1 protein-coding gene and 1 pseudogene are annotated in these 873 nt (G+C 70.0%); both read right to left on the bottom strand.

Going from position 1 to position 873, the window contains the following annotated elements; all coding sequences use genetic code 11:
• Positions 1-243: pseudogene (locus tag HUK84_RS20475) on the bottom strand (hypothetical protein); the annotation flags it as partial.
• Positions 224-873 (bottom strand): polyprenyl diphosphate synthase (gene uppS / locus HUK84_RS20470; RefSeq protein WP_176641834.1); only part of this gene is annotated, 650 nt, incomplete at its 5' end. The pseudogene HUK84_RS20475 and the gene uppS, both read right to left, overlap by 20 nt.

Below are 873 nucleotides of genomic sequence, written 5' to 3'. Positions count from 1 at the left end.
ACGCCCCCATTCCAGCGCCATGCCGGCCGTCGCCAGCAGGATCATCGCCGCATAGGGCGCGCCGCCCGTCCGGACGCAGAACAGCGCCACCGGCACCAGGACCGCCGCCGACAGCAGGCGGGCCCGCAGGTCCTTCCAATTGCGGCCCCGAGGGGTGCGATCCCGAGGGGTGCGACCCTGGGGGGTGCGACCTTGGGGGGCCGGCATGGGGCGCGGGCTGGGTTCAGGGGGCGGGACGGGCACCGAATCGCCTCTCACGACGGGCAAACATGTCCAGGGCCGCGTCGAAATGGCTTTCGTCGAAATCGGGCCAGAGCGTTTCGATAAAGACGAGTTCGGCATAGGCCGACTGCCAGAGCAGGAAATTGGACAGCCGGCATTCGCCGCTGGTCCGCACGATCAGGTCGGGATCGGGCACATCGGCGGTCTGCAGGAAACGGCTGAATTTCGCCTCGTCCAGCGCCGCCGGATCCATCGTCCCGGCCAGCGCGGCCTGGGCCACGCGCATCGCGGCCTGCACGATGTCGGCGCGTCCGCCATAGGACAGCGCGATGACCAGGGTCAGGCGGGTATTGGCGATCGTCAGTTCCTCGGCACGGCGGGCTTCGGCCTGCACGTCGGGGTCGAACCGTTCCAGATCGCCGATGATTCGGATCCGCACGCCCTCGCGATTCAGCTCGGCGACCTTGTGCCGCAGGTAGTAGCGCAGCAGCGCGGTCAGGTCCGCGACCTCCTCGGGCGTGCGGCGCCAATTCTCCGACGAGAACGCATACAGCGTCAGGCACGATACCTTGCGCCGGATGGCCGCCTGGATGCAGCGGCGCACTGCCTCGGCCCCCGCGCGATGCCCCGCGGCGCGCGGCAGCCCCCGTG

Source organism: Nguyenibacter vanlangensis (genome assembly GCF_013376155.1).
In the GTDB taxonomy this organism is placed as follows: domain Bacteria; phylum Pseudomonadota; class Alphaproteobacteria; order Acetobacterales; family Acetobacteraceae; genus Gluconacetobacter; species Gluconacetobacter vanlangensis.
The sequence above is the reverse complement of the archived record's forward strand: the minus strand, read 5'-3'. Positions and strand labels throughout refer to the sequence as shown.